Origin of the sequence: Pseudomonas sp. SWRI51 (assembly GCF_014268825.1) — a bacterium.
GTDB lineage: Bacteria > Pseudomonadota > Gammaproteobacteria > Pseudomonadales > Pseudomonadaceae > Aquipseudomonas > Aquipseudomonas farsensis.
This window is the reverse complement of sequence record NZ_JABWRG010000003.1, coordinates 89127-114003: the sequence shown is the minus strand read 5'-3', so window position 1 is coordinate 114003 and position 24877 is coordinate 89127. Positions and strand designations below refer to the sequence as shown.

Annotated in this window: 30 protein-coding genes; 5 read left to right on the top strand and 25 right to left on the bottom strand. The window is 62.7% G+C overall.

The window, feature by feature from the left end; translation table 11 throughout:
- Positions 1–579 precede the first annotated feature (579 nt).
- Together HU720_RS02125 and HU720_RS02120 are read left to right on the top strand one after the other, a co-directional pair.
- The gene (locus tag HU720_RS02125; RefSeq protein WP_186516904.1) at positions 580–810 is read left to right on the top strand and encodes a hypothetical protein; all 231 of its coding nucleotides are present in this window, start codon (positions 580–582) and stop codon (positions 808–810) included.
- Between the two features lie 972 nt (positions 811–1782).
- On the top strand, positions 1783–2457 hold the full coding sequence (locus HU720_RS02120; protein ID WP_186516902.1) for a hypothetical protein: 675 nt from the start codon (positions 1783–1785) through the stop codon (positions 2455–2457).
- On the opposite strand, the gene HU720_RS02115 is transcribed toward HU720_RS02120, so the two are convergent.
- The 24 genes from HU720_RS02115 to HU720_RS02000 all read right to left on the bottom strand — a co-directional run bounded on the left by HU720_RS02115 (position 2444) and on the right by HU720_RS02000 (position 19997).
- Entirely contained in the window at positions 2444–3418 is a 975-nt protein-coding gene (locus HU720_RS02115; protein WP_186516900.1) for a hypothetical protein, read from the bottom strand. The two genes, HU720_RS02120 and HU720_RS02115, sit on opposite strands and share 14 nt — an antisense overlap.
- Positions 3391–4095, bottom strand: coding sequence for a hypothetical protein (locus HU720_RS02110; protein WP_186516898.1), 705 nt, complete (start codon positions 4093–4095; stop codon positions 3391–3393). Before HU720_RS02110 ends, HU720_RS02115 begins: the two co-directional genes overlap by 28 nt.
- A 2-nt stretch (positions 4096–4097) precedes the next feature.
- The gene (locus tag HU720_RS02105; protein ID WP_186516896.1) at positions 4098–4652 is read right to left on the bottom strand and encodes a DNA-binding protein; all 555 of its coding nucleotides are present in this window, start codon (positions 4650–4652) and stop codon (positions 4098–4100) included.
- Positions 4649–5575, bottom strand: coding sequence for a hypothetical protein (locus HU720_RS02100; RefSeq protein WP_186516894.1), 927 nt, complete (start codon positions 5573–5575; stop codon positions 4649–4651). The genes HU720_RS02105 and HU720_RS02100 overlap by 4 nt, the downstream gene beginning before the upstream one ends.
- Positions 5565–6092 carry a phage tail protein gene (locus tag HU720_RS02095; RefSeq protein ID WP_186516892.1) on the bottom strand — a complete coding sequence of 176 codons (528 nt, stop codon included), beginning with the start codon at positions 6090–6092 and terminating at the stop codon, positions 5565–5567. The genes HU720_RS02100 and HU720_RS02095 overlap by 11 nt, the downstream gene beginning before the upstream one ends.
- Positions 6089–8194 (bottom strand): phage tail protein, encoded by a 2106-nt coding sequence (locus HU720_RS02090; RefSeq protein WP_186516891.1) that lies wholly within the window; start codon positions 8192–8194, stop codon positions 6089–6091. The genes HU720_RS02095 and HU720_RS02090 overlap by 4 nt, the downstream gene beginning before the upstream one ends.
- Before the next feature lie 9 nt (positions 8195–8203).
- Positions 8204–8728 (bottom strand): phage tail protein, encoded by a 525-nt coding sequence (locus tag HU720_RS02085; protein WP_186516890.1) that lies wholly within the window; start codon positions 8726–8728, stop codon positions 8204–8206.
- Positions 8721–9890, bottom strand: coding sequence for a baseplate J/gp47 family protein (locus HU720_RS02080; protein ID WP_186516889.1), 1170 nt, complete (start codon positions 9888–9890; stop codon positions 8721–8723). Before HU720_RS02080 ends, HU720_RS02085 begins: the two co-directional genes overlap by 8 nt.
- Positions 9887–10207, bottom strand: a complete 321-nt coding sequence (locus HU720_RS02075; RefSeq protein ID WP_186516888.1) for a DUF2590 family protein — start codon at positions 10205–10207, stop codon at positions 9887–9889. Before HU720_RS02075 ends, HU720_RS02080 begins: the two co-directional genes overlap by 4 nt.
- The gene (locus HU720_RS02070; protein WP_186516887.1) at positions 10207–12189 is read right to left on the bottom strand and encodes a phage tail tape measure protein; all 1983 of its coding nucleotides are present in this window, start codon (positions 12187–12189) and stop codon (positions 10207–10209) included. The genes HU720_RS02075 and HU720_RS02070 overlap by 1 nt, the downstream gene beginning before the upstream one ends.
- A 5-nt stretch (positions 12190–12194) precedes the next feature.
- Positions 12195–12335, bottom strand: a complete 141-nt coding sequence (locus tag HU720_RS02065) for a hypothetical protein (RefSeq protein ID WP_186516886.1) — start codon at positions 12333–12335, stop codon at positions 12195–12197.
- A gap of 23 nt (positions 12336–12358) precedes the next feature.
- Entirely contained in the window at positions 12359–12646 is a 288-nt protein-coding gene (locus tag HU720_RS02060) for a putative phage tail assembly chaperone (protein ID WP_186516884.1), read from the bottom strand.
- A complete protein-coding gene (locus HU720_RS02055) occupies positions 12643–13107 on the bottom strand; it encodes a lysis system i-spanin subunit Rz (protein WP_346656546.1) in 465 nt (154 codons plus the stop codon). The genes HU720_RS02060 and HU720_RS02055 overlap by 4 nt, the downstream gene beginning before the upstream one ends.
- A gap of 23 nt (positions 13108–13130) precedes the next feature.
- Positions 13131–13661 (bottom strand): lysozyme, encoded by a 531-nt coding sequence (locus HU720_RS02050; protein WP_186516880.1) that lies wholly within the window; start codon positions 13659–13661, stop codon positions 13131–13133.
- Positions 13658–13864 carry a hypothetical protein gene (locus HU720_RS02045; RefSeq protein ID WP_186516879.1) on the bottom strand — a complete coding sequence of 69 codons (207 nt, stop codon included), beginning with the start codon at positions 13862–13864 and terminating at the stop codon, positions 13658–13660. The genes HU720_RS02050 and HU720_RS02045 overlap by 4 nt, the downstream gene beginning before the upstream one ends.
- Positions 13861–14073, bottom strand: coding sequence for a TraR/DksA C4-type zinc finger protein (locus tag HU720_RS02040; RefSeq protein ID WP_186516878.1), 213 nt, complete (start codon positions 14071–14073; stop codon positions 13861–13863). Before HU720_RS02040 ends, HU720_RS02045 begins: the two co-directional genes overlap by 4 nt.
- Positions 14073–14522, bottom strand: a complete 450-nt coding sequence (locus tag HU720_RS02035; protein WP_186516877.1) for a phage protein — start codon at positions 14520–14522, stop codon at positions 14073–14075. Before HU720_RS02035 ends, HU720_RS02040 begins: the two co-directional genes overlap by 1 nt.
- A 9-nt stretch (positions 14523–14531) precedes the next feature.
- Complete coding sequence (locus HU720_RS02030) at positions 14532–15638, bottom strand: DUF2586 domain-containing protein (RefSeq protein WP_186516876.1); 1107 nt, start codon at positions 15636–15638, stop codon at positions 14532–14534.
- 8 nt (positions 15639–15646) lie between these two features.
- Positions 15647–16327 carry a phage virion morphogenesis protein gene (locus tag HU720_RS02025; RefSeq protein ID WP_186516875.1) on the bottom strand — a complete coding sequence of 227 codons (681 nt, stop codon included), beginning with the start codon at positions 16325–16327 and terminating at the stop codon, positions 15647–15649.
- Complete coding sequence (locus tag HU720_RS02020; RefSeq protein ID WP_186516874.1) at positions 16317–16763, bottom strand: phage tail protein; 447 nt, start codon at positions 16761–16763, stop codon at positions 16317–16319. The genes HU720_RS02025 and HU720_RS02020 overlap by 11 nt, the downstream gene beginning before the upstream one ends.
- A complete protein-coding gene (locus HU720_RS02015) occupies positions 16760–17230 on the bottom strand; it encodes a head completion/stabilization protein (protein ID WP_186516873.1) in 471 nt (156 codons plus the stop codon). Before HU720_RS02015 ends, HU720_RS02020 begins: the two co-directional genes overlap by 4 nt.
- Positions 17231–17327: 97 nt before the next feature.
- Entirely contained in the window at positions 17328–18062 is a 735-nt protein-coding gene (gpM, locus tag HU720_RS02010) for a phage terminase small subunit (RefSeq protein ID WP_186516871.1), read from the bottom strand.
- On the bottom strand, positions 18059–19078 hold the full coding sequence (locus HU720_RS02005) for a phage major capsid protein, P2 family (protein WP_186516869.1): 1020 nt from the start codon (positions 19076–19078) through the stop codon (positions 18059–18061). Before HU720_RS02005 ends, gpM begins: the two co-directional genes overlap by 4 nt.
- A 1-nt stretch (position 19079) precedes the next feature.
- Entirely contained in the window at positions 19080–19997 is a 918-nt protein-coding gene (locus HU720_RS02000) for a GPO family capsid scaffolding protein (protein WP_186516867.1), read from the bottom strand.
- Positions 19998–20168: 171 nt separating this feature from the next.
- Here HU720_RS02000 and HU720_RS01995 point away from each other — a divergent pair, with 171 nt between their 5' ends.
- The 3 genes from HU720_RS01995 (at position 20169) to HU720_RS01985 (ending at position 23349) form a co-directional block, all read left to right on the top strand.
- On the top strand, positions 20169–22007 hold the full coding sequence (locus tag HU720_RS01995) for a terminase family protein (RefSeq protein ID WP_238337594.1): 1839 nt from the start codon (positions 20169–20171) through the stop codon (positions 22005–22007).
- A 67-nt stretch (positions 22008–22074) separates the two neighbouring features.
- Complete coding sequence (locus HU720_RS01990; protein WP_346656547.1) at positions 22075–23016, top strand: phage portal protein; 942 nt, start codon at positions 22075–22077, stop codon at positions 23014–23016.
- A gap of 72 nt (positions 23017–23088) precedes the next feature.
- A complete protein-coding gene (locus HU720_RS01985) occupies positions 23089–23349 on the top strand; it encodes an ogr/Delta-like zinc finger family protein (protein WP_186516865.1) in 261 nt (86 codons plus the stop codon).
- 682 nt (positions 23350–24031) lie between these two features.
- On the opposite strand, the gene HU720_RS01980 is transcribed toward HU720_RS01985, so the two are convergent.
- A complete protein-coding gene (locus HU720_RS01980; RefSeq protein WP_346656545.1) occupies positions 24032–24868 on the bottom strand; it encodes a hypothetical protein in 837 nt (278 codons plus the stop codon).
- Between the last annotated feature and the right edge of the window lie 9 nt (positions 24869–24877).

Below are 24877 nucleotides of genomic sequence, written 5' to 3'. Positions count from 1 at the left end.
GCCTAATGGATCGCCTCAGTGAGCCGGCTACACTGAAGGCGGCACACCAAATGAGCCCCTCCCTAGAAGTGCAAGGCCGTGCAATGCGGCAGAGCCCGATAAAGCTACGAACGGCTTGTCACGCTTGGGCTACAGCAGAACGGAGCAAAACCCACCCTCATGCTCAGATCCGCTTAAAAGCACTCTGCTGCTTCATGAAAATCGCCTCTCTCTCGAGTTTTTCCAGTTTTCGGCCAAGCAGACCGGGAGTCGGAATATCGTCGCAGACGATCAGAGCGTCAGGCATGCCATGCAAAGTGATGTCATTCCTTTGCAAATCACTACACACCGTGCAATGTGACCACGGCTGCTGATCCCCCCGGCGGGCCTTGTCTAGCCAAGCACTTCACTCAGCCCGGACATTGCATTTTTTCCACACAAAAAGCGCGTCGGCGGGAGGGGGATAAGTGATTTTCTATCTCGATTTTTTTTCGCGAGCTCAATTTTCCAAACCGTAGGATTGACACCTGGTCGCCCGCCTCTGTACAACGGAGGGCTTTCGAAATACTGTATATGCATACAGCTATCTTCAGGTGCATCATGATCGTCCAACAACCTGCGCTAATTTCAGTCCCTCAGTGGTATCACCTCCTGCAGGACGTTGACGCACTTCTACGAGCGCCGACCAAGCATCACCGGGAGCTGCTGCACCACGCCTATGCGCTGCGTGATGCCCATGCGGTCGATCCCGATACCTTGACCGAAATGCTTGAGCTGGCTGATGAAGCGCTGATGTATGCGCACCAGTCGGCAGAAGCTGATAGTTGGTAGCCGAGGGCTCATACGATGTGGATGCTTGTTACGCCGATGCGAAGCCGCGGCGTCGATCTGTCATTGCAGGAGCGCCAGAGATACAGGGCCGTGAAAGCTGACGTTCGAGTGATCTGCGTACAGGATGAACGCTTGGGCCGGGCCACGAATCTTGCCGAGGTCCATCCTCGCCTACCGATGCACGAGAAGGCGCTACCCTCGCTGTACGACGCAAGGCTCTCGGGCATGTCCACGTTAGGCTTCGTGCTCAGCGGGTTCGAGGTGCTCGAAGGCTGCGCTTATGCCCAGTCCTGGTGGTGTCGATTCGAATAGACAAAGCGTCAGAGGCCCGACCGCTTGCCCATTCCAGGGCGTACAGCAAACGGCAGGTTGAATCGCGGGCAAAAAAAAACCGCCTCATCAGGGCGGTTTTCTCCGCAAGCTCAGTTAGTAGCTGGCTCGCTAGCCTCACAGGGCGCTTCAACGTCTGTTGAGTTTACGCCCGATAGATGCTGCCTGCAAACCGGAGCATACCAAGTGCAAAGAGATGGGCTACTAGGTTGCGGATACGGTAACATGGCCGCGCTCGAGCCCCGTGGGGACCGGATGATATCTATTGGGGGGGTAACCCATTCCCCCTCAACGCGGCCTAGTAACCCGCGCCGGATTCAAATTGAGGGGCCATCAACCGGCCTCCTCACAGGGCGCTTCAACGAGCAGACCCGAAGGCGAATGTGTTCCGGAAAAATCGCTGGAGGCAGGCCATTCAGAGGCCTATAGGTATGAAGAAGTTTTTTCGTACTCTGAGTGGTTTGATGAACCTTTACCGGTGCTTTCGCCTGTATGAATTCATCCGCGACAACTGGGACGAACTCTAACTAAATCGTTCGCCTGGGGAGCCCGTCCTTGCTCATGCTTGGACGGGTTTTTTATGATTAATCGATGGCGCTCAGCAAACCCAATTGATTCTATCTCAAAGGAAACTGACCACGTATGGATGCCGAAAGTTTCGCTCAGTGCCTACACTACATCCAAGCCAATCACTCGGAATTTTCTTTCGACAAGCTTATACCTGTCGGCTCAGCATTCGTGGGTGCGATCTTAGGCTTTGCACTGAACTACCTCAGCTCTGCCCGAAAAGATAACAGCTCTACGACTAACAAGGTAACGTGTTGCCGTGAAGATATAGAGAACATCAGACAACGCGCAACAATCGTATTGTCAGAGCTATGTAACGCATGCATCACTATCGCCTCAAACAAATGCGTTAGAGTCCATCAGACACCAGACAATGTAAGCGGCCTCTGCCTTGATGAATACTTCATCGAAATCGCTCACAAATTCACGAGATCTCAGCGACAAACTATTCAGCTGCTAATCATGAGCTTAAAGAGATTAAATCGACGACTTCCAGAGCTTAACGAGGGAGATCTCGTATCAATTTGTGAATATGCAACCATAGTGATAAATCTTGCAAATATCACCCTCAATGTTATAGGTCACTGCAAAAACTTCGACTGCGGTGAGCTCATCGACCATCAGGATGAAGAAGTTTACGAGTGGGCTCAACTAACAGATGAGCAAATCGGTGCGTTAACATCACTCCAGACAAACGCTAGATTCGGCAACCAAATACTGAGATTGGATACCAATATCACTGAGCGGTAACTGATTTTAGAGTAGTCGAGAGCGCCAGGACCGAGGTACCGACCTGCGTGAAAGCCGCCGCATTGCTCGGAACCGGTGTTGGCCCATGAGCATGCCCCGCCAACTGGGCGTTCATCTCCTGCACCAGGTCGAGCAGATCACAGAGCACCTGGAGAACGTTCACCCCTTCCGACCCCAGCCACGTCTTCGGAGCCTGCAGGCGCTGACTCTTCCCCACTACGCTCGCTCGCAAGCCCTCGATCCGCTCCTGCAGGTCGCCGCCGATCGTCGCGTTCAGCTTCTGCCCAACCACCAGGTTCAAGTCGCGGCCCGTTGCCTGGTTCAGGTCATCGATGGCCGCCAGACTCGCGGCGCCGCCTGACAGCAGCTTGAGCGCGCCCAAGGCCTCGAGCGTCTTGGTACCGCCCACCGACTCGGTGGAGTGATCGTCCACACTGCAGGCGTGGCTCTGGTACTGCTCGCGGTTGTCCAGGGCCTCCACTTCGCGCTCGATCGCCTTGTCCTGGATCTTGCCATCGGTCTGGCGCAGCCAGTTGCCGTCGGCATCCACGCGCTGCTGGCAGGCCTCACTGTGCTGCCACACCTGGTCACCTTTCGGCACCCGGGGCAGGCTCAGCCCGTGCGCCAGGATCTGCTGGATAAAGGGCTTGTGCGGCAGGCCATACGCGAACCCCACCACCACGGTGGTGCCTTCTTCGGGAAACCCGAACATGCCCGCCTCTTGCCCGCCCATCGGCGCCGGCAGCGGCACGCCGGTCAGCACTGGCAGCTCGGGGTCAGGCTCTCCGTCTGGCAGCAGTATCTCGACATCGACGCCAAAGCGCGGGCGGAAGTCGTCGCACAGCCCAGGCGCCGCCGGCGCGTCGGGTATCGCCACCACACGGCCAAAGCGCGGCAGGTGGTAGCCACCGGTCAGCTCAGGGAATACGCGCTCTACGCTGCGTTTGATTGCGTCGTCCATCGAATGCTCATCTGGTTGCCGGCCAGCGTCACGCTTGTGATCCGCTCGCCCTGGTTGATCGTTGCACCTGGTCTAACCCCGGGAAGGGCCGAAATCGTGGCGCTTTGGTTGCCCTGGTAGCCGTCGAACAGCTCGACGGGCAGCTGCAGCGGCGATCGAGCGCCGAAGAAGCTATCGGCCCAGCTGCCGACGAACACGTCACCGTCGCCCTGCTGCTGCCAGATGAAGTCGGGCACGTTGAACACCTTGGCCAGGTTGTCCATAGCCTGGTAGCCGCCGCCCAGGCTGTAGAAGTACGGGGCTTTCACCTGGGCGTAGGGCTGCGCCGGCACCCGAAAACGCAGGCCGGTCTTCTGGCTGATCTCCTCGAGCACGGCCTGCAGGCTGACGTGGCGCAGGTTGAGCGGCAGCGGCTGCTCGAGCACGGTGGCCAGCTCGCGGCAGAACAGGATCTGCTGCTGGCCGTTCACAGCCGTGCTGCGCTGCACGTAGCCGATAAAGTGGCGCTGCAGCGGGCGGTCGTTGTAGCCGATATCGAGCGTCACCAGGCCTTTGACCGGCGCGCCGGCCTGGACGGTGAACGAGGCCCGCCCCGGGTGCTTGAGCTGCAGACGAACCTCGTCCTGGATCAGCGGCAGCACGACGCCGCCGACGGTCAGCACCTTGTGGAGCTTCATGCTCACGAGTCACCCCCGATGAACACGTCCACTTTCTTGAGCACCGCCTCAAAGCCGGTCAGGCCTTGCTCGGCGCCGCTATCGTCACTGCCCCCGGTACCGCCGTCGCCACCGCCCACGGATTGCCCCGGGGCGGATTGGGCCTTGGTACCGGCAGCTTTGCGCCGGCTCTCCACCCGCTCGGGGTTGGACAGCTTCTCCGACAGGGTGAACTGCACCACCCACTGGGCCAGGTTGTCGTCCTCGCGGGCGCTGACGCCTTCAGCGAACTGCACCTGGCGGATGCCGAACGCGGCGGCGGTGTCGTTCACCACACGGTAGGTCTTGAGCTGCCCGCCGCCGGCGGTGCCCTCGGCCAGGCTCATCAGGGCGCGCAGGTCGGCTTTGTCCTTGTACGGGATCATCAGCGATACAGTGAGGGTCTTGGGCTTGAAGCCCTTGTGCGCCTTCTCGGTGCCGCTGGTCTGGCCCGACATATCGTCGGCCTCGATGCGCAGGTTCGCGGTGACCTTCATGCGCTTGCCCACGACCTTTTGGCCGTCAAGCATCAGCGTCATAGGCCCACCAGTTCGCGCACGAAGCTCAGGCCCTCGCGGGAGCCGACCAGGAGCACGCCTGCAGACAACACCCATTCATGCCCCGGGGCATCGCCCTGGAGCAGATCACGGCGCAGCTCTTGGGCAACGCCTGGGCCGACCAGACGGGCGCGCATGCTGCTGTCGGCCTGGCCGCCGGCGAGCAGCGCCTGCAGGTCGCTCAACTGCTGGTCGCGGGCCTTCGCCTTTTGCGCCTTGCGCCCGGCCAGGCTGGCCAAGTCGGCCATGGGTGAGCTGTCGGCGTAGCTCTCCAGCGCGGCAATCTGCCCGGCCATCGACTGCTTGGCGGCTTTCACCACCGTGCAGCGCTCCAGGGGCAACGCACCCCAGCGCGGCAGCGGGCCGGCGGTGGGAATCACCCACTTTTCTTGCTCCAGGGTGGAAAGGTGCCGAGCGCGCCGTTCAGCGCGCACCAGGTCAGGGATCGGCAGCAGCGCGTTGAAGCGCGCCAGGGTTTCAGCAAACTGGTCGTATCGAGTCCCGAGGAACATCACTGCCAGGGCGTACTGCTCGCCTGCAGGCCGGGCGCTGTCGCCGGCATCGGTGAGCTTGCTGGTCAGCTGCTGCAGCAGATTCGGCGCCGACAGGTACTTTTGATGCCCTCGGCCCTGGCCGATACCGCTCTGGAACGGCGTGACCGTCAGGCAGGCCGGTGCCTGGCCCAACTGGCTGGCCAGCGCCGCTCGACCGGATTCGATCGCGACCTGTGCTGCTGCGCCCACAGGTCCGGGGCTTGTGGTGGCTTTATCGGCCAAGCCCGCCAGCCGCTCGCCGGTGCTGGCCAGTTCGCTGCCGGCCAGACCCTTGGCCTCGACCAAATCGCCCATCCAACTGGTAGCCTGCTCAGGCCACCGCATTTTTACCGCCGTCCATTCAAATGGCATAGCCGGAGTCCTTTGCCGCCAGGGCCAACTCGCGCATGGCTGCCTCTGTGCGGCCCAGTACGGCGGCGACATCGCCCACCTCTGCCAGCGCACGAACATCGGCCTTCGCCTGCAGACGTATTTCCCGAATGCTGTAAAGCGCCTCGGTGTACAGCGCGGATTCACGCAGGATGGCATCGGCGGACGCTTGTGGGGTTTGCCCGTTCACCACGCCGGCGGCAACCGATCGCGGCACCGCGTCAGATGGGTACCCAGCCTCCTTGAACTGCTGCGCCTCGAGCACGGCGCGGTCGTACTCGACGGCGCGCAGCGGATCCCCAGCCACCGTCGAGCGGACCGAATCCGCGGTGGTATCTATCCGGGCCAATAGCAGATCCACATCAAGGGCCCACGCCCCGTTCTCGGCGGCCAGCCAGTAATCCCCATCAGGGCGCTGCTCGCGCATCTGTACCCAGCCCACTGGGCAACTGCCATCGACCTGCTGCAGGCTCGACCCGATCTGTGCGTAAACGGTCACGCTTTGACCCTCCATACTTTTACCCGGCAAGGGGCGGCAATCAGGGCGGTAGCAGTTTGGCCAAAGGGGTCACCGCTACCAAACGACGAGTACCCCACCCGCGACGATCCGGTCTGAACGACTAGCGTCGCCAAATCCAATTGGGCGGCCTTGGTGCCGTAGCCACCAGAGCTGTAGAACCATCCGGCCTCGCCCCATTTATCACCGATCTGGATCTCGGCCACGCAAATCACGTGGTGACCGGCAAAAGGGTTCGGGAGCACATAGCGGCTGTTGTAGCTGACACTGGCCGGGGCCTCGGCGGTACCACCGTTGGGATAGATGATCTGGAAGCCGAACGAACTCTGGAACTCGCCCTGCAGCGATGCATAGGCGGCAGCAAGGGCTGCGGCATCGATGCTTCCCTGGTTGGCAATGGCGCCGTACAGCTTCACGCCGAATACGCCTGTGACGTTGGTCGGTCGGGTTTCACTGCCGCCGGCAGCGTCGGTTTCCATCACGGCAGTACCGTCCGAAGGCGCGTCAGGGCCCTGGGCAGAGCTCCCCACGTCGGACACCGGCCCAAGCGCCATTGGGTGGACGTGCGAGCGGAATTCGTCAGGCTGAATCACACCGGCTACACCGGCGGAAAACGTACCGTCACCCCGCTGAAAAGGCGCCGCGATGGCACCAGGTGAGCGACCGTTGTAGTCGGGCAGGCGAATGGTGGTTGCGCCGTCGCCCAGGGTATAGGAGCCACGCAGCGTATTATCCGCCTGCCAGCTGGCTTCGCTTACGATCGGAACCAGAGGTTTGGCGCTGGTCAACTGGGCAGTGGCAGACGTCACCAGTGCTCGCGCAATGGTCTGGCCATCTGCAGGGAAAAAACCCGGGGTCGCAGCAAGCAGCTCCCGGGAAGGGAACCACTGCGGGGTGAACATGGGCAACTCGCCAATGCCCAGCAGAGTCTTGGCTTTGTCCTGGGTGTCGGCCTCCAGCAGCGCCTCAGCCAGCGGCGTGAGGCCGTAGCCCTCGGTGACTTGGCCACGGTTGTTGATCTTGACGCCGAAGTACTTCCCCGCCGTTGCACCAATATTCAGCTGCTTGTAGACCTTGGAAACGGCCATCGATGTGGCCAGTGTTTCGCTGCTCTCCAGGCTCGGGTCATCGCTTTTGGCGTTTGGGAGGTTGCCGAGCTCCACGTCATCCTTGGTAGTGGCCCGCGCCCTCAACTGCTCGTAGTCCCCGACCCTGGCGGCAAAGTGCTGCACCAGTGGCCCGCTGATGGCCTCGACAGGGCGACGGTCCACCATGGCACCGCCGGTGGCCAGGTCGGCAATCGGCACCAGGTAATGGCGCACGCCGGCGCTGTCAGTCCGGTCGGCCAGGTCGGTACCGAAAACCACGCTCCAGCTCGCTACCACGTCGCTCAGTTCGCGCTGCAGGGCAACATCGAGCCAGGCCGTGGTCGGCAGTGCCGGCGGCACGATGGCCAACGCGCTGCTGCGCTGCAGGCGGATGCCTTCGACGTAGGCCGTGCCGGGCTTCACCTGGTATGCGCTGCCCACCTTCTCCACCTGCAGGGCGCTGCCGAAGAAGCAGGCCCGTCCGAAGATGTCGCGATTACTCTGCCGCTCGCGCTCATCGATGCCCGCCAGGCGCACGGTGAAATCGTGCTGCCAGGTGCTCGCGTCAATGGTGATGCCGGTCAGCGCCTGCGCGCCGTCGTACACCACCAGGAAGTTGCGGGTGATGTTGTTGCCGATCTGCAGCGGCGGCACGTTGCGGCGCTTCTGCTGCAGCGGCACATAGGCCACGGCGAACAGCACGCCCTCGGCGGATTCGAGGCCGATCCAGTTGAAATCCCAGTCGCCCACGTCCGACCCGACCTGCAGGCTATACACAACCTGGTTGGGGTTCACGAATCCGGCGTTATTGTTCGGAATCTCACCGGTATAGACGATGCGATCCGCTGAAGGCCTCGCTGCAGCGCGATCAACCGGGCTGGACGGGTCCAACCCGGGCACATTGGCGAAGACGAAACGCTGCACGTCCAGGATCTGCTGGGCGGCTTGTTTCTGGGCAATCAGGCTTTCGCCTGCGAGGGTAATGCTCGCTCCCACGGGGAACTCCTACAGGCTGGCGACCAGCGTCTGCTGGTCGTCGTTGAAATGCACCAGGGCTACGCCCATGGCTAACGGGGTAATGGTCACGAAGTCATAGCGGCGGCAGGTGCGCCCGTACTGCTGAATCAGCACGCGCAGCAGCTCGGGGCTCTTGGCCAGCTGGGTATTGGTCAGCTGCAGGAGCACCACGTCCCAGTCGCGGTCGGGCTGACGCTCCTCAATCTCGACGTAGCCAACGCCCAGGCGCACCAGGATCCGCTTCATGCCGGCGATGCTGCCGGCGTCCACGGCGTTGATGAAGGCGTACTTCACACGCAGGCGATACAGGGACTCGGGCTCACCTTTGAACCGAGTGATGTCGCGCTGCCAGGCCAGCAGGTCGAGGATGGCCAGGTGGCAGGTTTCGGCGTCCAGCTGCAGCAGCGGCCAGCGCAGCCACTCCTCGACCCGCTCCCACCAGGCCTGCGCGGCCTCTTTGAGCTTGGTCAGCTCGGTACCGGCCAGCCAGAACTTCAGGTCGAGCTTAATCATTGGGCACCACCTGCAGGCTGTGGATGCGCGGAATGCTCAGCTCCGACACGATGTCGGCGTTTTCGAAGTGCAGCGACTCGATACCGGGAAACTGCTTGTGCAGCTCCTCGCCCAGGCGGCTGAATGAAAACCGCGACTGGGGAGCCGTGAGCGTCACGGTGTACTCGCTGTTCTCGCGGAATGCGGCGCGGATGAACTGATCCACGTCCGCCTCCAGCTTTTCCCGCTGCTCAGCGGTCAGCGTCGAACGGGGCCACAGTTGCACGACCAGGTCATGCAGCGTCTCAGGCATGACCATGACCAGCAGATCGTCGCCGTGGCCATGGTTGCCCTGGTCGCGGATGTAGGCGTTGATCTGCTCCAGGAACGCCTCTGCCGGCACGCCGGCGTCGAACAGCACAAAGGCATTGGCGCTGCCCGGCCCACGCGGGGCACCGTGCTCGAAGTAGACGCCATCGGGCCGCACGCCAGGGAAAGCGGAAATCATGGCGCGGTAGACGGCATCGGTGTGGTACTGGTTGACCGCGCTGAACTGGTTACGGGTGCGCAGGCGCAGCTCGTCGTCGGGCTCAGGATCCGCGCCTGGGGTGGTCAGCCAGCTTTCACCGTTAGCCACCTGGGCGATGCCTTGTACCGGTACCGGCAAGATCGCGTAATAGCCCGGGGCAAGGTTGAACCCTACCCCTGCCTCCACAGCCTCCACCGGAATGTCGAGTTGTATCAGGCCATCGCTGAACTGCCCCTCGGCCGTGGTCACGACCTGATACACGCGCCCGTTGATCGCGGGCGACTGAATCAGCGTGCCGGCCGGCACCACCAGGGCGCCGCCGGGCGCCATGCGGGTGAACTGAATTACCCCGACGGCCTTGGTCGAGCCCTTGCGCGTCACGTCGACGGCCCAGGCCAGCATGTCCAGCCACTTGTCCGTTGCCGTCTTGACGAAGAAGTTCGGCAGCACCGTGGTAACCAGGAACTGCAGCATCCATTGCACTGGCTTCGTCACCAGAGCCGTGACCACGCGCCAGAACGGTGAATATGCGCTGGTGTTGCTCAGTTTGCTGCCTTGGGCGGCCACCTCGGCCTCCCACGCCTGGCGCAGGCCGGCCTCGGTGGTCGGGATGCCGGCATCTGCCAGCGCCTGTTGGAAGTCGACATCGCTCACAGGCTGACCTCCACGACACCAAAGGCCAACGTGGTGGCTGTGACCAGGTACACACCTGACCCTTGCTCGGTGATCTGCGCGGTACCGGGAACCAGACGCTCGTCGTTCTCCACCAGCAGTTCCAGCTGCTGAATGCAGTCGCGCTGTCGCAGCCGGTCACGCTCGGCCACCAGCGTGACCAGCAGACCGCTGTCGCGGATCATGTGGGCGATGTCCTGGGCGATGCTGGCCCGGTCCTGGATCGGCGCCGGCTGGCGGGAAAGGTCCAGCACCAGGTCGTTGTCCTGGATAAGTAGATCGATGTACTGGCCGTCCATCAGCCCACCGCCATTTCAAGCATGTTTTCCAGCTCGGTCGGGGTCATCGGCTGGCTGTTATAGATGTTCACTCTCTCAACCTTTTTGCCGTTGTTGTTCTGGGTGTTGGTGTTCTGGATGCTGCTCAGCAGCCCACCTTTGGGCACGGCGTTAGCCCGCGCCGGCGCCAAGCTCGGTACCGAGGCGCTGAGGGCCTGCTGGGCGCTCTGCGAGACGTTGGCGGTTTCGCTGGCCATCACCGCCTGCTCGGCGCCCGGGATCGTCGGCATATCGCCCAGGCGCGCCTCGATGTTCACACCCGGGATTTTGTTGATGAGTTCGATCAGGCCGTTGATCGCCTCCTGGAACACCGAGACGATGCTGCTCCAGGCGGCCTTGGCCATGGCCGACCAGCCGCTCATGGAGTTGAACCACTCGGACAGGGCCAGCAGTTGCTCGCTGACCCACTTGAACGCGGCGGTGTCCATCAGGGCCGCGGTCCACTCGTCCCAGTACACGACCGCCAGCGTCACCAGGGCGATCAACGCGGCGATGCCGATTACGATCAGGCCGATCGGATTCGCGCTGAGCGCTGCGTTTACCAGCCAGATCACGCCCTGCCAGGCCAGCATCCCGACCCGAACGAGGCCCATCCAGGTGTACATGGCCACCATGCCGGCGACGAACAAGGTGAAGATCACCGTGTGGTAGAGGAACATCGCGATGCTCTTCCAGCCGGTCCAGGTCAGCACCTTCCAGATGGTCACCAGGGCCAACCAGGTCGACTTGGCCAGGCCCACCCCAAAAGTCAAAAGGCCCATCGCCGCCGTCATGGCCAGCACCGTCAGCGCGGTGATACCGATCACCCGGGTGATGTTCGGAAACAACTGGGTCCACCGGGTCAGCGTGCCGGCGATGCCGGTCAGGCGGTCCATCAGCGGGGTCAGAATTGGAATCAGTGCCTGGCCAAAGGCGATGCGCAGGGCCTGCACGGCAGCGCCGAACTGCTGCCACGGGTCAACCATGGCTTTGGCCATGCGCTCGGCCTGCTCGAGGCCGTGCACCTTGCCCAGTTGATCGATGCCGTTGCGCAGCCGGCCAGTGTCCTTGGCCAGTGCGCCGATCACCATGGCACCCTCACCGCCGAAGGCCTCCACCAGCTTGGCGTTGGCTGCAGCGTTCTTGAGGTCGCCGTACTTGCCTTCCAGCTTGCCGAGGATGTCCAGCATCGGCATGGCCTTGCCGTTGGCGTCGGTGAACTTGATCCCGAGCTTTTCCGAAGCGTTGCCGATGTTCTCGAAGAACGCCTTGTAGCGCCCGCCGGCATCGCCGCCTTCCATGGTGCTGGACAGGGTGCCGATCACGGCCATCTGCTCGGCCAGGTCGACGCCCGACGCCGTAGCAATGGCGCCGGCCTCCTTGAAAGCGTCCTTCATGGCCTCGCCGGAGGTGCGGAAAAGCTGGGTGGCCAGGGCCGTCTGCCCGCCCAGGCGCTCGACCCACTGGCTTTTACCCATGGCGTCGGCCTGCTGCTTTTGCAGGTTGTACATCGTGCCGACGTACTCGCCCATGACAGCCTTGTCGGCCTTCGTGGCCTTGGCCAGCACGCTGCTGGTGTTGGTGAACGTGGCCAACTGGGTGCCGGCCAGGCCCTTTACGGCGCCCTCGATCTGGTAGGCGGAGGCGACGAACTCCTGGGCGTTCTCACCGTAGGCCACGGAAAACGCCAAGGCCTTGCTGTTGAGCGACGTCAACGCATCCTCGGCCACCCCCAAAGAACGAACATCGCCCAGGGCGCGGTTCATCTCCAGGGCAGGCTCAAGGGATGCGTTGATACCGACAAAGGCCCCAGTCACGGCAGCCAGGCCCAGACCCATTTGCTTGGTATTGGCCTCGGTCTGCTTGGCCAGGTCGTCAAAGCCGGCTTTCACGTTGCCCAGGGGGCCGGTGACTTTGTCGGTCAGTGCCAGGATGAAATCCAGCTTCGAAGATTGCGAGGCCATCGGCTTTATCCGTTGAGGGCGTGGGCGATGCCGTTTGCCACGGCGATCTCCATGCGTCTCCAGTGTTCATCGTCCAGCCACTTGGCCAGACCCATGTTCTCGATCGAGGGCTCAGCGCCGGGTAGCCAGCGCTGAGTGAGGGCCATCAGCTGGCCCAGGCCGTTCTCGCTCAGGCGCTCAGCGTGTTCGAGGGCTTTTTTACGATGATGTCGACCTGCGGGCCGTACTCTTCCATCAGCGCGCCGGCCAGCTGCATGACCATCACTGGGTTACCCAGCAGCGGTTTCAGGGTGGCGCGCTGCTCCTGGTTAACGGTGGTCACCAGCAAGTTGTTGGCCGGTGCCACCTTGTTGTTCTGGGTCATGCTGTTGAAGTACTTGGTCACGTCAGCCGGGGTCAGGATGAAGGTGAATTCCTGCTCGCCCAGCTCCAGGGTGATTTCACGGCGGTCGGTCATGGTGTGGCTCCAGTATTGGGTTGGGTGGTGCAGAAGCGCCGTTCGCGCTCCTGCAGGCCGAGGATCATTTGCCGGCTGAGGGCGAGCTGATCTCGGAGGGTGAAATAATCCGATCGAGCGTCTGCTGCGAGTTCGGCGGTTCCTGCATCAGCCACGCCGGCGCCGGCGGAATCGGTGCGCACAGTGGTTGCGGGGCAGTTGGCTTTAACGAGCAGCCGCTGATCAAGCTGATCAACAGCACGCTGCAAATCCGTGTTTTGTTGCCGAGCATCGTTCAGCTCCTTGGTGTGTCGGGAATCCAGATCAGCGGCCTGTTCCATCCGCTCGTAGGCCAGGCGAGCGACCTCGCGCAGGCCCTCGGCCTCAAACACGGCCTGGTCGCGCTCCGAGCGCACCGTGGCCAGCTGGGTCTTGTAGTCCCAAGCGGCCCAGCTCACGACGGCCATCAGCAGCAGGGTCACGACAGAGCGCACTGATTCAAAGGTCATTGCAGGCACAGCCTCATCTCGTCCAGACGGCGGGCGTGCAGCCCGGGTACAAATCTTTTGCTGCCCTTGGCATCGGTGACGTAGGCCCAGACCGGGCGGCCATCGGCGCCCCAGGCCAGCGCCCTGCAGCCTTCCTTGATGCGCCCGGCATTGATGAGGCCCACGGCCCGGCTCGCGCACGTCGACGGCACGCCGACGTTGTGGCCGTGGCTGTAGAGCGAGTCGAACGTGTTCTGGCTGATGTTTGGGTTGGTCAGGCAGTCGGCCAGGGCCAGTTGGCCCTTCTCGACCACCAGCTGCTCCACCTCGGCGCAGCGCGCCGGCGACCAGTAGTCGCCCACAATCACCGGGTAGGGGCTGACGTGTCGGGTAATGCCGGCGCAGACCGTGGGCAGGCCACGGGCGAGCTTGTCGGCGTAGACCACGTTCTGGCCCTCGCCTTCCCACTTGGCCAGGAACGCCATCAGCGTGCTGCTGCCCAGCACCAGGGTGATGGTGCCGGCGATGATCCGCGTGCGCAGGCTCATGGTTTTACCCTCCAATCGCGCAGCATCTGCCGGTACTTGGGGACCAGCAGAACGATCTGCAGCACCATGTAAAGGGCGGTCAGCATGTAGGCGACTGCTGACCAGTCCACGGTGCCGGTGGCCCCGGTCGCGGCCACGCCGATCGCGGGTGCCGCCTTGGCAAAGGCAATTGCGGTGTCTTGGGCGGCTTGATTCGCGCTCATCGGCGGGCACCTTGCTCGAAAAGGGATTGGCAAGGCACGCAGCGAGTTTTGCCGCCCAAAGCGCGGCGCGCCTCGGGGATCAAGCCGTCGCAGTCCTCGCAGTGGGTCAGGCTCGGCCCGCTCGACGGCGCCTGGGCCAGGGCGGCGGCGATCGCCTGGTCACGCTGTCGCTGCTCCAGGGCTTGGGCGCGGTCGAATGGGCAGACCATCAGCTCAGGCCCTCGATCTCGGACGCGGCCAGGTACGGCACGCCGTTGATGTGGATGAAGTCCGGGCTGGTGACCTCGTATGGCACCTTGTGCTTGGTTTTCTCGCCGCCTTTGGGGTCGACGCTGAGCAGGCTGGACACCTTCAAGCGACAGCCGAAGGCCTCCACCTTCAGCTCCTGCTCGCCCGCTTGCCCAAAGAACACAGCGTCAAAGGTGCTCAGCTGGCGAAAGCTGCCAGCGGTGCGCGCTGCTTCAATCAGCAGGTTGAAGTTCATGCTGTCGAACTCGAACTCACCGCTGGCCGACACATCGCCGTCAACGTAGCCGTCTGGCACGCCCCGGGTTTGCGCGGCTGCGCTGTTGTCGGTGATATCTAGGGTGCAGGACTCGACGTGCACCTGCAGGTCGCCCAGGGCGATATCGAAGTTCTTGCCGCCAATGCGGGACATACGGGCTCCTTACTCGTTCGAAAGGTCGAGTGCGATGTTGGCGGTGAGGTCTTTCGGGGACTCAAGCGGGGTGAGCTTGATGTACACCTCCACTCGGTTCCGGGTCGGCCAGCTGATGACGATGTCGCCATCCTTTGGCTGCTTGATCTCCCCGGGGAACTGCTGGTTGGCAAAGGTGGTGGACTTGGCCATCACGCGCAGCGGCTTCATGAACGAGGTGACGGCAGCGGCCATGCTGGCTGGGCTGTTGTTCAGCCGGCGATCACCGACACGGCGGATCAGCAGCGGGCGGATCTGGCGCGCGGCCTTGTCAGCCAGGCGAAGGTTCTCGATCACCAGGAAGTCGCTGGCCGGCGCATCGAGCATGTTGCCGTCGCCCCAGTACACGCCCGGGTAATCGGGATAGGTCTGCGATACCGAGAAACGATCGGCGTCCAGGGCGGCACGGATGGCAGACGGCAGCGGGATACCTTCCTTGTCCGTGGGCACCTCGCCCAGGCCCAGGACAGCGCCGGTGGCCACGCGCATCGGGCTGTCGGCAATGCTGACGGCAGCATTCGCCAAGCGCCCGGCCAGCACGCCCAGGTCGTTGCCGTGCAGTTGAGGCACGACCAGGACACGCGGCGCCACCAGGTCCTTGGTGATCGCTTTCTGCTCGGCGGCGTACTCCGACCAGGTCTGCAGGGCGGTGATGCCGGCGGTGGCAGCCATGACGAACAGGCGGCGGCCATAGGTGTTGCTCACGGCGATCGCGGCGTCGTTCATTTCCGACAGGTCGCCGCCACTGGCCACCGGCGTGGTGATGACCACGGCCTCAACTGAGTGGCCGTGCTGCTGCGCGTTCTCCAGCGCGTCCTGCCAGGTCTTGTCACCGCTGATCGGCGCGGCCAAGCACGCCCAGCGGTCGCCGCCGTTCAGTCGTGCGGCGGTGATCTGGGTCTTGAGGTCGCTGGTCGCCACGCCAAGCATGACGTCCAGGTCGCTGTCGGTGTTGAGCTGCAGCAGCTGGCCAGCGTTCTTGCCGGCGGCGCCGATGTACAGGAAATAGCGCTCGATCTCGACCACGGCACCCTGGCCGAGGTTGAGATTGTTCACGCTGACTTTGCCGAGTGCCATGTGAGCCTCTATCGGGGTGAGTTGGTGATTTGGTCGAGCAGCGTGTTCAGCAGCTCGCGGTTTTCTTGTTCGTTGCCAGAGCCCAGGAACTGCCGCTTGGGCAGCTTGATTTCCCAGCTCTGTGCGCCGGTTGATTCGCTGCGTTCGGTGTCCAGGACGCGGATCAGCACGCCGGCCTGCATGTAGCTGACATTGGCGACGATCCAGGCCACGGGGGGCCGGCTGAGCTTCTTCTTGCCGGCCTGGCGCACGCGAAAGCCCAGCAAACGCAGGCGCTTGGCCTGCTTTTCGGTGGCCTTGGCACCCGGCTCGACGGAATTCCACTGGCGCATTTGTTGCGCTGTACGGCGCTCGGAGGCGCCGTTGTGCTGCTGCGAGGCGACCCAGCCGGTGAGGTTGTTCTTCCAGCCCAGTACGGCTTTGTCGGGGGTAACGCTGGTGACCTGCAGCAGCTTGCCCAGGCCTGTTTCCATCTTTTTCTTGCCGGCAGTGGTGTCGCGGCGCGGCGCAAAGTGCGATCCGTCGAGGTTCTGCTGGGTGCGGATGCGCTTGCGGCTCATGCTGCGCACGCGCTTGCCCAGGTTGTTGAGCAGGCGCCGGCGCAGCTTCGGCGGCAGCTCGAGCAGCGCCAGTTGCGCCTGCGCATCGAGCAGCCCGCGAATGTCCAGGCCGATGGTGCTAGCCGCCATGGCCAACCTCCCCGTGCTCTGCCACCCACAGCTCGGCTTGTCCCAGGCCGTATTTCTTGCCGCCGCTGCTGATCGGGCCGTCCGGGTCTTCGACCAGGTGCTGGCCTTCCTCAAACTCGATGGTCAGGTCGACATCGAACAGATCGTTGTCCAGGGGCTCGACGGCAAAGTTCGGCGCGGGCAGGTCGTCGCCACGGTCGGAGTCGTTCGACTCAAGCCAACTGCCGACCAGTGCCATGAGCAGCGCGGGGTTGCCGGTGAAGCGCTCCAAGCTGATCACTGCGCGATAGCGCATGTCGCCCATGTGCATGCCGCCGTTGCCGGTGGGCTTCCAGATCAGGTCCAGATTCACTTGGTCTACCCAGCTGTCCAGCTGCTCGGGCTGTACCAGCTTCGCGGCGATGAGGTAGGCCGTCATGGCCTGTAGCTTGATCACAGCAGTGCCGCCGTAATGCGGCTGCGGCCCTGCAGGGCACGAACCGCCTGCTGGCTGAACGCAAGGTAGGTGTCGGCGCGCTCGGGGGCTTCCTTGCCGGTGTTCTCGGCCACGTCGCGGCGGGTGACGGTCGCAAAGTCGGTCAGGGCAGTTGCCTTGGCCCGGCAGTACACGGCGCGCTTGTAGAGGCTGACTTTGGCGGCATAGCCCCATCCCTGGACGCTGCCCGGGCTGGCCCCATCTTCAAGGCAGGTCACGCCGGCGGCCTTAATGGCAACTTCGACGCGAGCCAGGTCCTGATTCACTTCGACCATGGCCAGTTCAAGTTGAGTAACCAGCACCTCGCTCAGATACTCACCCGGCAGGCGATAAGCCTTCTGGTATTCAGCCAGCGAGAGGTCGGGCCAAAAGCCGTTGTTCTCGATGGTCTGCTCTACGACCGTGGTGGGTTTGCCTGAAAAGCTCATTGCTGGCCACTCGAAAAGGGCGGAAAACACCGTTGCCACGGGGCTGGCCATAAATGGCCGACTCGTTTCACGGGTTTCCGCTGGGGGGGGTAGTCGGTTAAGGGGTCGGTTGCGCAGGCACCACTGGCGCCGGCTGTTGTTTGAGCAGAGCCTTGCGGGCGTTATCGATGCGGGTGCCCACACCGACCTTCGGATACAGCTCGGCGGCGCGCTCCAGGTGCTTGATCGCGGTCGGCCACTCCTTGGCTTCCAGGGCACGAATGCCGATCAGCTTGTGATACTTGGCCGGGATCTGCTCCGGCAGGTCCCACTCACCATCCACACGCGGCAGCAGCTCCGACAAATACGGCTCGGGGCTCCGGCCAGCCTGGTGCTCGTCGTAGGCCCATTCGCACACGGCATCGGCAACAAAGGTCGGAATGTCGCGTTTGAACCGCTCCGGCATTTCCTGCCCCTGCTCCATGGCAATGTCCGCCAGAGCCAGGGCGTCCTCGAACTGGGCGGTATCAAACAGCCAGACCATGACCTGCACCAGGACGCGGTTCTGGTACACAAGGCCGGACGCCAAGTAGCGATCGACGTATTCCTGGTACTTGGGCAGCAGCTCGTTGCGCTTGAGGTCCTGGCGGCTGCTCAGGCCCTTGATAGCGCTCACTCGGGCCAGATCCTCATCCAGCCCTGCAACCATCAGCGCCAGGTGCTTGCGAGCGTTCGCAGGGCTATTCAGCGCCTCTGCAGGCGAGTAAGCCAGCGTGGCGGCGGTGACTGCAGCTGTCGCGGCGGCAGCCCCTAGGGCAAGGATCCGGCGCTTGTGCTGCAGCGCCAGGCTCACTTGGCCACCTCGACGTTCTCCATCAGCCCGGCCTTCTCCAACTGCTCGACCACGTAGCCCTCGTTGCGGCTGTTGTAGTCCTCGACGCGGGAGCGCTTCGGGTTATCGACGGTCTGCTTACGCCAGCTGGATTCCTGGTAGTAGATCGACAGGTTGTTAAAGCTGGTGACCAGGATCGCGTCCACCGGGAAGTTCGGCACGCTGTAGGCCGCCAGGCCGCCATAGGTGGCGATCACCTGGGCCAGCTCGATGCGTTCTTTCTCGGTCGGAGTGTCGGCCTGTTTGCTGTACAGCTTCGCCTTGTCGGCAGCCAGCAGATCGGAACCAATGATGGCCACCAGGTCGCCGCCCTCGCGCAGACGCTCATCGACCAACTGCTTGGCGTCATGCACCGCCGCGTCGAGGTTCGCGTAGTCGCCGTCGGTACCGATGACGATTTTGCCGGCCACTTTGCCTTCGGCCAGCACCTGGTGCGGCACCTGGGTGCGCAGGATCTGCAGCCAGCCGATGTTCACATCCTGGAGCAGCGGATACTGGGTGATGTCGGTCTGCACAGCAGCGTGGGTGCCGTGGAAGCCAATCATGATGCGGTCCAAGGCGATCTGCTTCTGCACGGCGGCAGAGTAGCGCTGATGGAAGTCCGGGAACTTGGCCCAGGCATCGATCTTGGCGTACGGCAGCCCCACATCCGACTGGGTGTCGTGCAGCTCGTACTGATCGTCGGTCAGGCCGGAGGCGTCTTTCGCCTCGCGGTCGGTGGTCTTAGTGTTGGTACGACCGGTGACCGGGCCATTGGTACCGATGAAGACCTTTTCGCCTTTGATCTCGGTTACTGGAACGACGTTGATCCGCTCCAGGAAGTCCGATTTCGCGGTGATCGCTTCGTTCAGCTCTTGGGTGATCGACGGGTCGACGCTGAAGTGTTGGCTGACCAGGTCAACGCCATAGCTCTCAGCCATGGCCACCTGGAGTTGGGCGAACATTTGCGCGCCGTAGGCGCTCAGGTTACGGGCCATGTCAGAACACCCGCGGTTTCTTGGTGGCCGCAGGGCCAATGGAGCGCGGCAACTGGCGCCCGGTTGGGGTGTTCTGCAGGGCGGTGAATTGCTGCTGCAGGCCTGCCAGCGCTTTCAACACGGCCTTGTTGCCGGCGCCATTGCGGGCGAACTCGCGCTCCGCCTCGGCGGTGTTGACGATGTCGTCGACAGCGGTCTGGACATCATCGATCGGGGCTTGCTCTGGGTCAGGCGCAGCTTCGGCAGCGGGCTCGATCACAGCTTGAATGCCGGCGGCGACGACAAGCAGTTGAGCCAGCAGGGCCTTCAAGGCCGTTGCGGTAGCTTCATCCATTGGGGGTTTGCTCTCGGTGGTGGTGGGTTCGGTTTCGGTGGTGGCATCGCCCGACGCAAAGCGGCTGAAAATCTTGGTCAACATGGTGATGAGCTTGCCGGTCTCACCCTTCGGCTCGCCCTCGAGCGGCCCCAACTCCTGCGAGGCGGCGAAGTACGACGCCTTACTGGTCTTGTTCGAGAAATAGAGCTCCTGGGTACCCAGGCTGGCGGGCTCGTCGGTCACGGCCAGGCCGGTGAGGTAGGCCTTGCCGGTGTTGGCGAAGTCGGGGGTGATCTCGACGCTGGTGAACAGCTTTTCACCGCGATCGTTGAGCCACAGCAGTTTGTCGTTGGGCTTCAACTGCGCTTCCAACGCAACTTGGCCGGCCCCCAGGTCATCGGAGGTTTCGTCCAGGCGCAGAGCGAAGACGGTGCCATGCGAACCTGGCCAGCGGTCGTGGTCGCACCAGATAACAGCGGTATAGGTCGCTGGGGTATAGGTCTCGGCCATGTCCCGCAGGTGCTGCGGCAGGATCTCGCGGCCATCGCAGGTGGGGCCGCTTACAGCGACACGTTTCCAGTAGGAGACAAGGGAGCGTGGCATGGTTGGGAGAGTGCTCGGCGGTGGTCGACGGGGTCTGAGGCCCCCACCATAGGCACCGAAAAGTGCCCGGCCAACCGCCGAACTTTCGACTTGCTCCTATTCCGCAAATCTAGGAGAAACACGGAATTTTTCCGGGCGTTTCGGCGCGGATCGCCGCATAGACTGCGGCCCATGAACTACTCCATCGAAGTCAAAGAGGCCGCCAAACGCCTCTACCTGCGCCGGGCATCGGTGAAGGAAATCCAGGCTCATTTGAAGCTGCCCAACGTGCGGATCATCTATTACTGGATCCGCCAGGGGTCGTGGGACGAGATGCTGACGGATGAGGAGCCGGTCACTGCAGTGAGCCGGCGGATCACGCTCATCCTGGAAAAGACCGAACCGTTGACGAAGAGCGAGCTCGACGAGCTGGACCGGCTCACCACAATGCGCGAGCGGTTGATTAAGCAGTCGAGCCGACCGCCGGCGCCAAAGAATGGCACTGCACCTGATCACGACCAGGACGAGGAGCGCGGGCAACGCCGTGAGCGTCGAGATCGAGGCGACAGGGGCGATCGCGGGGGCAAGCGCAAAGAGAAGAAGGCCAAGAACGACATCAGCGTTCTGACCGAAGTGGACTTCCTGGAGAAGTTCACCTCCACCATGTTCGGCTATCAGCAAGAGCTGTTCGCCGCCAAGATCAACCCTTTGACAGCCCGGCTGCGCCACATTTTGAAGAGTCGTCAGATTGGGCTGACCTACTACTTCGCCGCCGAAGCGTTCATGGATGCGGTGCTGACAGGTGACAACCAGATTTTCCTCTCTGCCAGCCGGGCGCAGTCAGAGGTGTTCCGCAGCTACATCGTGGCGTTTGCCAGCAAGTGGTTCGATATCGAACTGACCGGCAACCCCATCATCCTGAGCAAAGAGGGTAAGCCCTGGGCCGAACTACGGTTCCTGTCCACCAACGCTAACACTGCGCAGAGCTACCACGGTCACCTCTATGTCGATGAAGTCTTCTGGATTCCCCGCTTCGACAAGATCCAGACCGTAGCCAGTGGGATGGCCTCCCATGCGAAGTGGCGACACACCTACTTCTCAACACCCAGTGCAGTGACCCATGAGGCGTATCCGTTCTGGACGGGTGAGACCTTCCGCAACAGCAAGCGCGGCAAAAAGGCGGGGGCATGGCCAAGCGAAGCGGAGATTCACGCAGGCACGCTCTGTCCCGATGGCCAGTGGCGCAAGATCATCACGCTGGAAGATGCCATCGCCGGTGGCTGTAATCTCTTCGACATCGAGCGCCTGCGCCTCGAAAACGACGAGGATCGTTTCGAGCAGCTGTTCATGTGCAAATTCATCGACAGCACCCAGTCGGTGTTCAGCCTCGCGGCCCTCGAAAAATGCTACTCCGACCTAGAGCTATGGAGCGATCACGACCCAGCCGCTAAGCGTCCGTTCTGTGACGCCCCCGTTTGGCTGGGCTACGACCCGAGCCGTACCCGAGACGATGCGACCTGTGTAGTTGTCGCGCCGCCGGCTGAACCGGGTGGCAAGTTCAGGATCCTGGAGAAACACAGCTGGCGAGGGCAGTCCTTCACCCATCAAGCGGCCCAGGTCAAGAAACTCACTGAGCGCTTCAACGTTCAGCACATCGGTATCGATACAACGGGTGTGGGCATCGGCGTCTACGACCTGGTGCGCGACTTCTACCCAAAGGCGAAATCGATCCATTACAGCCTGGAGACGAAAACCACGCTTGTGCTTAAAGCCCAGGACGTCATCCAGGCGGGCCGCATGCAGTGGGATGCCGGCTGGACAGACATCGCTCAGGCCTTCCTGACGATCAAGCGCGGCACCACCAACGGCGGGCAGATCACGTTCAGCGCGTCCAGGACTGAGGCCACCGGCCACGCTGACATCGCCTGGTCGGTCATGCACGCCCTCTACAACGAGCCTCTGAACACCAACAAGCGGCGCCGCAGCCGCTATCTAACGAGCGGAACCAATGCCCAACCGACGCAAAAGTAGAAAGGTCGCGCCGCCGGCGCGGTCGCAACAGCCCACCAGGATGTTCACCTTCGGGGAACCGGAACAGGTGCTCAGCGGCAACATCGGCGAGTACCTGGGCGTGTTCCCCAGCGACGACGGCGAGATTTACAAGCCGCCGGTGTCGCGGGCCGGCCTGGCCAAGCTGCTGCGCGCCAACGCGCACCACGGCGCCATTCCCAAGTTCAAGCGCAACCTGATGCTGCGTGAGTTCATCGCATCCCCGGCCTGCAGCGCGCAGACCATGGCTAAGGCGGCGCTCGACTACATGGTGTTCGGTGAGGCGTATTTCTACCGCGTCCCCAACGCTTTTGGTCAAACGGTGGAGCTTGAGCACCTGATGGCCATCAACATGCGAGTGAAGGTCAAAGGTGGCTATCGGATGCTGCTGCCGGACAACAAATTCGAGGACTTCGACCAGGACGAAATCGTCCACATCAAGGACTACGACGTCGAGCAGAACATCTATGGGATCCCCGACTACCTGGGTGGCCTGCAGGCGCTGCTGCTGAATGAGGCTGCCACCCTCTTCCGCCGGCGCTACTACAGCAACGGCGCGCACGCTGGGTACATTTTCTACACCAACGACCCCGACCTCACCGAGGAAGACGAAAACGAGCTGCGCGCCCAGATCAGCTCCAGCAAGGGCGTGGGCAACTTCCGCTCGATGTTCGTGAACATCCCAGGAGGCGCCGAGAACGCCATCAAGATCATCCCGGTGGGCGACTTCCAGGCAAAGGACGAGTTGGAGAAGGTCAAGAACATCACCCGGAACGACGTCATCGCCGCCTGGCGGATGAACCCAGCGCTGGCCGGCATCATCCCCGAAACCACGGGCGGTTTCGGGGACATCGAGAAGATCGACCGCGTGTACACCAGCAACGAAATCCGGCCCATCTGCCAGTTGTTCAACCAGGTCAATGATTGCCTGCGCGATGACAGAAAAATCGCATGGGTCGAGCCCCCAAAACCGGGCGAAAATACTGAATAAAAACACAGTAATCGGATGATAGCTGCCCTGTTTGGCGGCATAATGACACCATTGGATCCAGGGGAGTGGCGAATGAGGATTTACTGCACAGCGTGCGACCACAAAGGGCGCATCAGTTCACGCGAAGAGACAACCCGAGCGTATGCGAAATTGTACTGCCAATGCTTGAACGCCGAGTGCGGGCACACATGGGTGTCAGAGCTCACGTTCAAGCACACCCTACGTGCGCCAGCCCAGCGCCAGACCACCCTCCTCCTCGATCACATCAGGAGCTTGCCGAGCGATCGGCAGCACGAGCTGTTCCAGCAACTGGGCATCTCCCCCGCCGCCTGAGCCCTCCCCCGCCAGCTCGCCCCCTCAAGTGCCCCACGCGGGCACTTTTCATTTCCGCGACGGTCAATCCCCCGCCAGATGCCTGCAGCGCAGGCATGAAAGCCGCCTGCACGATCGTTGGTGATGGCTACGCTTTCACTGCGGCGATACCCGCGCAGCGGCCGATCGACAGTCAACACCGGCCCCACGATAGCAGCGCCCCTGCCATGGCCAGGCCGCGAGCGCACCACGCCAGGCCAGATCGCCACCCGCCGCGCCTGATCACCCGCCCTTGATCTGCTGAATCGCCAGCACATCGTGCAGGCGAGGAAGCGTTGGGTGCAGGGCACTTGCCCTGCCTGGGTGCGGGCGAGCAGCCCGCGATGGTAAAGAGTCGAGCGCAGCGAGCTGAGCCCCTCGGGGCGAAGGCATCATCTGGTTCCCCTCATGCAATCGTCCAAACAACTCGAAAGCCTCTTCTTTTTTACGCTTTGCGGTTACTGAAGGGGGTCTAAAATTCCATTTAAAACAGAAGCATGCCGGCGCCCCGGGTGGGCCGCCGGCGGCGGGGCCGAAATCTGCGGGGGATTGGGCGTGCACGAGGTTGCCGGCCAGGTGCTGGCCAGTTCGCGCAGGTGAAATAGGGGGGAAAGGGGTCGACCTGGCGCAGCCAGGCCTCGCAGGGGATGCGATCGGGAGGGTGTTACGTGGGCTTCTTAGCCTCGACACTGCGTAGCAGGCGGGCCATTGCGTTGCTCGCCGGACCAGGGCCTGTGGAAGGCGGCTGTGGAGGCGAGGCGGTGTTCGGTGGCCCTACCCCATTGGGAGGCGTCTGGGTCAGCCCCAGAGTCACAGCTTTGCGCTCCTCGCTCTTCTGCCACTGGTGCCGCTTCACTTGCCGCTGGAACGCCTCCAGGGAGGCCTTCTCAATACGGGACGACCGCGCCTGGGCCACCTGACGCAGTTCGTGCTCACGCTTCTTGATGGCTGACTTCTTGGCCTTGGCCCACTCGTGCCCGAGGCCGAGTTCCGTCCAGAACTTGAGCGTGAAGCGCACCAGGACGCGGGTGCGCACCAGGTTCAGCCCGGCTTCGTCCTTCTCGTCCAGGCGCACCTTCTCGATGCGACGGTACACGTAGTCGGCTTTCTCCATGCTGTGCAGCAGGCGGTTGAGCACCGCCGGCGAAATCCCGCTGTCCTCGGCAATGCTGCACTGGGTGTTGAGGAAAAACTGCCCTTGCTCGACGTCGAGCCAGCCCAGTACCCCGGTCGCGAGATCGAGGCGGACCAGCAACTGCTCGGGGATCCTTGCCAAGGCCGCGAACTTCTCGGAGCGTGTGCGGCGCCCGCCATGGATGGTGTCGAGGGAGCGCAGATACCTCCCACGCAACTCACTGATGCGGCTCAACCGCCAGAATGCCTTACGGATCAGCGGCTTCTTCAACTGCTCTGCAGAGAGCTTGCGCGGGGCAGCATAGCGCTCTGGTCGAATAGGGGCGCGCAATCCGGCATGGGGCAGCTTCGGGTCCACACGACGCACAGCAGTAGG